Consider the following 6,704-nt stretch of genomic DNA (forward strand, 5'->3'; position numbering starts at 1 on the left):
GCGAAGGCGATGGCGAAGTCGATCTCGTTGAACTTCGAGGGGCGGGCTTCAGGCCCCCGGATCGAGATGGTGTCGCCTTCCCACTGGCTCCAGGCCTGGGCGGCCTCGCCCTGGATGCGGCGGTCCTTGTGGGTCAGGCGCTTGTGGAACGCGCTGATCATGTCGCCGCGCTCGGCTTCCGGGATCGGGGCGCAGAACCGGGCCCAGGCGTCCGGGAACAGGATCGAGGCGCCGTCCTGATAGAACCATTTCAGCTCGCGCTGGGTCAGCAGGAACACGCCGCGCAGAACGATCCCCTCGACGCGCTGTGGATGGGTGATGGCGTAGGCCAGAGCCAGTGTGGAGCCCCAGGAGCCGCCGAACACGGTCCACTTCTCGACGCCCAGGTGGATGCGCAGGCGTTCGATGTCGTCGATCAGCGACCAGGTGGTGTTGTCATCCAGGCTGGCGTTGGGCCGTGACTTGCCGCAGCCGCGCTGGTCGAACAGGGCCATGCGCCACTTCGAGGGATCGAAGAACCGGCGCATGGTCGGATTGATCGCCCCGCCCGGACCGCCGTGCAGGATCACACACGGCTTGCCGTCGGGATTGCCGCATTCCTCGTAGAAGATCTCGTGCGGCCCGCCGGTCGGCAGCCAGCCATGGGCGAAGGGCTCGTTCTCATGGAACAGGCCCCGCCGGTTCGCGGAGGACGATATGGTGGGCGGCGGCGAATATCGTTCCATCCCCGGCATTAGAGCGCGTTCCCGAAAGGCCGGGAAGCGCTCTTGCGCCGGAAGCTGTGCAAACTTTCCGATGTGCGTTCTTCAGGCGACGGATCGTGGCCCTATTTGGGGAAGCGGCGGCCCATCCACTCCAACACGATGCGGTTCACCTCGTCCGGCTTCTCCTGCTGGGTCCAGTGGCCGGAGCCCTTCACCAGCACCTTTTCCAGGTCGCCGATGCGCTCGCCCATATTGTCGGCGGAGGAGGGCGGCAGGACCGCGTCCAACTCGGCCATCACCATCAGGCAGGGCAGATCGTCGATCCGGGTTGGCAGATCGGCCGAGCGCTCCCAGTTGCGGGTGAAGTTGCGGTACCAGTTGATGCCGCCGGTGAAGCCGGTCTGCTCGAAGGTCTCCACGAAAGCGGCGAGTTCGTCGGGGTTCAGCAGCTGACCGACCGTGTCGGACTTGTCCCACATGGCCAGCAGTTCGCGGAAGGCGAAGGTGGACTGGCCCTCGGCGACCTGGCCCTGCGGGTCGAGGGGGTTGCCCTTGGGCGCCTCGGCCTCGGGGGCGGTGGCCATGGCCTCGGCCTTGCGCATGAAGAAGCGGATGGTCTTGTCGACGTCGGCGGCCAGGGCCTTGTCGGCGTCGCCGGGCTTCTGGAACCAGACGATGTACATGTCCTCGCCCAGCGCCATGCGCATCAGGGCGATGGGGTCCATGGGCTGGCGCTGCATGAAGGGGGTGTTGAGCCCGATGACCCCGGCGGTGCGGGTCGGGTGCATCAGCGGCATCATCCAGACGATCAGGCCGCCCCAGTCATGGCCACAGAACACCGCCTTCTCGGCGCCCAGGTGATCCAGCAGGCCGACCAGGTCGCCGGTCAGGTGCTCCAGGTCATAGGCGGTGACCTCGTCAGGCCGGGAGGTGAGGCCGTAGCCGCGCTGATCCGGGGCGATGGCCCAGACGCCCGCCGCCTCGCAGGCCCTAAGCTGATGGCGCCACGAGAAGGCGAGTTCCGGGAAGCCGTGGCAGAAGATGAGCGGCACGCCCTTGCCGCGCGGACCGACCTCATAATAGGCCATGTCGATCCCGTTGACCTTCGCGTGCTGGACGGGCGGCATCTGCCGGGCGAGGGCTGCGGACATGGCGTTTTCCCTGATGAACTGCTGTTGGCGCATCTTTGCTGGCTTCCCAGGGGGCAAGGCAAGCGCTTGAGGCTGTTTCCTGGCGCACGGCCAGATAGAAGGGGCCGATGACCCACTCTTCCGATTCCACGACCGAGGCGCGCGTCCCCTGGGGTCTGGTGATCCTGCTGGGATCCGCGACGGCGCTCGGGCCCATGGCCATCGACATGTACCTGCCCAGCCTGCCGGCGATCGGGGCCAGCCTGCATGCGAGCGCCGCCCAGACCCAGGCCACGGTCGCGGCCTTCCTGGCGGGCATGGCGATCGGGCAGCTGATCTATGGCCCGGCTTCAGACCGGCTGGGACGCCGGGGTCCGGTCCTGGTGGGGGCGGCGATCTATATCGTGGCCTCGGTGGTCTGCGGCCTGGCGACCTCGGCGCCCATGCTGATCGCCGCGCGTTTCGTCCAGGCCCTGGGCGGCTGCGCCGGCGCCGTGGTGGCCCGCGCCGTGGTCCGCGACCGGTTCAATCACACCGAGACGGCGCGGATGCTGTCGCTGCTGACCCTGGTCATGGGACTGGCGCCGGTGCTGGCGCCGCTGCTGGGCGGGGCGGTCCTGGCCCTGGGCGGCTGGCGCGCCAATTTCATCGTGCTCACCGCCTTTGGGATCGCGGTCGGCGTGGCCGCCTTCTTCCGACTGCCGGAAACCCGCTCGGCGGAGACCGCAGCCCATGCCAGCACCGAGAGCCCGCTACAGGCCTATCTGGCCCTGTTCGGCCAGAGGCGGCTGGTGGGCTACGCCCTGGCCGGCTGCCTGAATGGGGCGTGCCTGTTCACCTATATCTCGGCCTCGCCGGAGCTGCTGATCAAGACCTATGGCATCTCGCCCCAGGCCTTTGGCTGGGTGTTCGGCTTGAACGCCGTCGGGCTGATCGGCTCGGGCCAGATCAACCGGCTGGTGTTGCGCCACTTCACCCCGGACGAGGTGCTGGCCAAGGCGAGCCTGGTGGCCGTGGGGATCGCCTTCCTGATGATGCTGGCGGCGGTGAGCGGCGTCGGCGGCCGTTGGACGATCCTGCCTTTGCTGTTCGCGCTGCTGGCCAGCTACGGCTTCATGCAGGGCAACACCATGGCCGGGGCGCTGAACGTCGATCCCCGGCGGGCGGGCTCGATCTCAGCCCTGATGGGGGCGGCGAGCTTCGCGACTGGGGCGGTGGCCGCGACCGCGACGGGCATATTCCACGACGGCACGCCCCGGCCGATGGCGGTGACCATGTTCGTGGCCCTGATCGGCTCGGCCCTGGCCCTGCGGATCCTGGCGCCCAGGCTGGAGCGGACTCAGGCCTGAGGCTTGTCCACCCCGGCGGCGGCCCACACCAGGGTCGCCCAGCCGGCCAGGAACAGCAGGCCGCCGATCGGGGTGATCGCCCCGAACCAGCGCGGCGCGCCGAACGCCATGGCGTAGAGGCTGCCCGAGAAGATCACGACGCCGGACAGGAAGAACTTCGGCGCGAACCGGGCCCGCTTCGCGCCGATCTGCATGAAGGTGGCGCAGGCGAAGGTGGCCATGGTGTGCATGAAGCCATATTGCGCCCCGGTCTTCAGCCACTCCTTGGCCTGGGGATCGGTGACGCCATGGGCCGCGAAGGCGCCCACGGCGACGGCGATGAAGCCGCCGGCCGCAGCCAGCGTCATCCAGGTGCGACGTTCCCAGGCCAAGCGCGTGGTCCCTAACCCCAGAGCTGCGGACGGCGGCTCTTCCAGGGCGCCTCTTTCTCAAGTTGCGCGCTCAAGCGGAAGAGGGTGGCTTCATCGGCGTAGCGGGCGGTGAACATCATGCCGATCGGCAGACCGGCGGAATCGGCTTCCAGGGGCAGGGAGATCGACGGCTGGCCCGAGAAGTTGAACGGCGCGGTGAAGGGGAAGACCGCGCCCTGCCGGCGATTGACCTCGGCGGGCTCCAGGACGTTGGGGTCCATGTGGCCGATGGCTGGAACCGGCGTGCCCAGCACGGGGCAGAGATAGACGTCCCAGTCCTCGAAGAAGCCGAGGGTCTGGCGGTTCATGATCCGCAGTTCCTGCATGGCGTAGAGCGCCTGGGCGCCGGTCACCTTGCGGCCGCCCTTCAGCGCGGCCCAGGTCAGGGGTTCGAGTTCGTCGGGTTCGGGCTCGCGGCCGATGCGCTCGATCAACCGCTGCATGCCGGCGGCGAAATTGGCGCCGGAGAGCGGGCCGCGCACGGTGTAGAGCCGGCGATAGTCGATGCCGAGGCCCTTCTCGACCACGTCGTGGCCCAGGCCTTTCAGCAGCGCAGCGGTGCGTTCCAGGGCGGCCTGGACCTCGGGATGGATCGGGCGGCCGGAGGGGGTCTCGCCGGACCAGGCGATGCGCAGGCGCCCGGGACTCTGCTCGATCTCCTCCATATAGGGCCGGGCCTTGGGCGGGGCGGGATAGGGGGAGCCGGGCTCGGGCACGCCGGTGACGTCGAGCATGGCGGCGCTATCGCGCACGGTGCGGCTGACCACGTGGTCGACCACAAAGCCGGCGGCGTAGTCGAAGCCGTCGGGCAGGTTCGGGTTGCGGTCGCGGGTGACCTTCAACCCGACCAGGCCGCAGCAGGCGGCGGGGATGCGGATCGAGCCCAGGCCGTCGCTGGCGTGGGCCAGGGGGACGATGCCCGCCGCCACGGCCGAGGCCGAACCGCCGGAGGAGCCGCCGGCTATGTGATCCGGGTTCCAGGGATTGCGGCAGGGGCCGAGATGGCCGCCCTCGGTGGTGCCGGTGATGCCGTATTCCGGGGTGTTGGTGCGGCCGATCGGAATGACGCCGGAGGACCGGTAGCGGGCGGTCAGGCCGCCGTCCTTCTCGTCAGTGACATTGCGCGCGAAGCGGCTGCCATAGCTGTTCTGCCAGCCGGCCACCGGCATGCCGAGGTCCTTGATCAGGAAGGGCACGCCCTTGAACGGGCCGTCGGGCAAGGGTCCCTTGGCAAGCGCGCGGGCCTCGTCCAGGGCGGACCAGACCACGGCGTTGAGGGTTCCGTTGTGGCGCTCGATCCGCTCGGCGGCGGCGTCGACCAGTTCGGCGGGGGTGACCTCGCCCTTGGCGACCAGGGCGGCGAGGCCGAGGCCGTCATGTTCGGAATAGTCGGGAAGGCTCATGCGAGGATCATCCTTGGGCCGTGAGGAACGCCATCTTCTCTACCGGACCGAGGTCCGACGCCTGACGCTTGAGGGCGGCGAAGGACGCCTCTGCTGCGTCGAGCGCCCCGTCGATGTCCGCCTCGGTCATGGCGGCGCACATGAACATGTTGTGCCAGGGATGCACATAGACCCCGCGCGACAGCATCTCGCTGGACCAGCAGAAGCCCTTGCGCAGGTCCGGGTCGTCGTCGAACAGGAACAGCGGCATCTGCACGGGACCGGTGACCCGCAGGCCGAAGCCGGCCGCGTCGGCGCGGGCCTTGAGGCCGTCGCAGAGCCGGTGGCCCAGGCTGTCGAGGCGGGCCAGATAGTCGGTGTCGCGCACCAGGCGCAGGGTCTCCAGGGCCGCGGCCATGGGGGCGGACTGGTACCAGAAGGAGCCGGTGACGTAGATGGAAGCGGCGGCCTTGCGGGCCTTTTCGGAGCCCAGCAGGGCGGAGATGGCGTGGCCGTTGGCCAGGCACTTGCCCCAGCTCGACAGGTCCGGCGCGATCCCCATCAAGGACCAGCTGCAGTCGCGGGTGAGGCGCAAGCCCGCGCGGACCTCGTCGACCACCAGCAGGGCGCCGGTCTGGTCGCAGAGCTCGCGGGCGCGCCGCGCATAGGCGAGGTCCGGCGCGGCCTGGTCGATGAAGGCGTCATGCTTGAAGGGGGCGGCGAAGATGGCGGCGAGGTCGTCCCCGGCCTCGGCGACGGCGGCCTCAAGGCTGGCGACGTCATTGTAGTCGCAGAAGATCTGGCTGGCCTTGTCGGTGGGGATGGTGCCGGCCGGACGGCCCACGCACCAGGGGGCCGCGCCGTGATAGGCGCCCTTGGCGCGGATGATGGTCTTGCGCCTGGTATGGGCCCGGGCGGTGACCAGGGCCATGGAGGTGGCGTCCGTGCCGTTCTTGCAGAAGATCGCCCAATCGGCGTGGGTGACCATGGCGGTCAGGTCTTCGGCCAGGCGCACGATCAGCTCGGTCGGGCCGGTGAAGGTGTCGCCCAGGCCCATCTGGCGGACATAGGCGGCGTCGATTTCCGGCTGGGCGTAGCCGAACAGGTTCGGGCCGAAGCCGCACATGAAGTCGAGATAGCGCCGGCCGTCGACGTCCCACAGGTGGGCGCCCTCGCCGCGCGCGAAGAACTGCGGATAGTCGTCGGGCAGCAGGGCCACGGACTGGTGGCCGAACATGCCGCCGGGGATGACCGCCTGGGCGCGGTCGCGCAATTCACGGTCCCGACTGTTCGTACGATCCATTTCCAACGCTCCGTGATTGCCTGGACCGGAGCTTACGCCCACCCTGACGTCCGGCAACGGGGAGGCGACATGCGACGCGATTTATCCATGGCGATGCTGGTGTTGGGAGCGGTCCTGGCCGGCCGGGCCCAGGCGGGCGAGGCGACCTTCAAGGACTGGGACGTGGTCTGCGACAATGTCCGCACCTGCACGGCCTTCGGCCTGACAGAGGAGGGGGCGGAGACCGACGCCTTCCTGAAGATCGAACGGACCGGAGCCCCGAACGCCGCGCCGCGCCTCTCCCTGGCGGTGCAGTCCGACACCGCGACGGCCGAGACCTGGGCGTTGAAGGTCGATGGCCGCCCTATCGCGGGACTGGGCGCCTTGAAGGCGCGCCGGACTGCGGATGACAGCTTTCTGCGCGCGCCGCTGTCGGCGGTTCAGGGC

General features: G+C 69.2%; 7 protein-coding genes. 2 read left to right on the forward strand and 5 right to left on the reverse strand.

Features of this window, described 5'->3' with window-relative positions; all coding sequences use genetic code 11:
* On the reverse strand, nt 1-725 hold a 725-nt coding region (gene pip / locus Q7P21_RS18315), incomplete at its 3' end, for a prolyl aminopeptidase (RefSeq protein WP_304178616.1).
* A 101-nt stretch (nt 726-826) separates the two neighbouring features.
* Entirely contained in the window at nt 827-1,855 is a 1,029-nt protein-coding gene (locus Q7P21_RS18320) for an alpha/beta fold hydrolase (protein WP_304178625.1), read from the reverse strand.
* Between the two features lie 107 nt (nt 1,856-1,962).
* On the opposite strand from Q7P21_RS18320, the gene Q7P21_RS18325 reads away from it, so the two are divergent.
* A complete protein-coding gene (locus tag Q7P21_RS18325) occupies nt 1,963-3,183 on the forward strand; it encodes a multidrug effflux MFS transporter (RefSeq protein WP_304172142.1) in 1,221 nt (406 codons plus the stop codon).
* Here Q7P21_RS18325 and Q7P21_RS18330 read toward each other — a convergent pair.
* Genes Q7P21_RS18330 through Q7P21_RS18340 form a run of 3 tightly spaced genes read right to left on the reverse strand, consistent with a single transcriptional unit; the run spans nt 3,174 to nt 6,278 of the window.
* Nucleotides 3,174-3,554, reverse strand: a complete 381-nt coding sequence (locus Q7P21_RS18330; RefSeq protein WP_368670124.1) for a DUF423 domain-containing protein — start codon at nt 3,552-3,554, stop codon at nt 3,174-3,176. The genes Q7P21_RS18325 and Q7P21_RS18330 overlap by 10 nt on opposite strands.
* 11 nt (nt 3,555-3,565) lie before the next feature.
* Nucleotides 3,566-4,996 carry an amidase gene (locus Q7P21_RS18335; RefSeq protein ID WP_304178633.1) on the reverse strand — a complete coding sequence of 477 codons (1,431 nt, stop codon included), beginning with the start codon at nt 4,994-4,996 and terminating at the stop codon, nt 3,566-3,568.
* A 7-nt stretch (nt 4,997-5,003) separates the two neighbouring features.
* Entirely contained in the window at nt 5,004-6,278 is a 1,275-nt protein-coding gene (locus Q7P21_RS18340; protein WP_304178639.1) for an aminotransferase class III-fold pyridoxal phosphate-dependent enzyme, read from the reverse strand.
* A gap of 69 nt (nt 6,279-6,347) precedes the next feature.
* On the opposite strand from Q7P21_RS18340, the gene Q7P21_RS18345 reads away from it, so the two are divergent.
* Nucleotides 6,348-6,704 (forward strand): DUF1176 domain-containing protein (locus Q7P21_RS18345; RefSeq protein WP_304178651.1); only part of this gene is annotated, 357 nt, incomplete at its 3' end.

Source organism: Phenylobacterium aquaticum (genome assembly GCF_947378715.1).
Classification (GTDB): Bacteria; Pseudomonadota; Alphaproteobacteria; order Caulobacterales; family Caulobacteraceae; genus Phenylobacterium; species Phenylobacterium aquaticum_A.

Bases quoted from the DNA above. Each gene is read 5' to 3' on its own strand.
- Q7P21_RS18340 (WP_304178639.1), bottom strand. From the start codon at position 6,278: ATGGATCGTACGAACAGTCGGGACCGTGAATTGCGCGACCGCGCCCAG.
- Q7P21_RS18325 (WP_304172142.1), top strand. From the start codon at position 1,963: ATGACCCACTCTTCCGATTCCACGACCGAGGCGCGCGTCCCCTGGGGT.
- Q7P21_RS18335 (WP_304178633.1), bottom strand. From the start codon at position 4,996: ATGAGCCTTCCCGACTATTCCGAACATGACGGCCTCGGCCTCGCCGCC.
- Q7P21_RS18320 (WP_304178625.1), bottom strand. From the start codon at position 1,855: ATGTCCGCAGCCCTCGCCCGGCAGATGCCGCCCGTCCAGCACGCGAAG.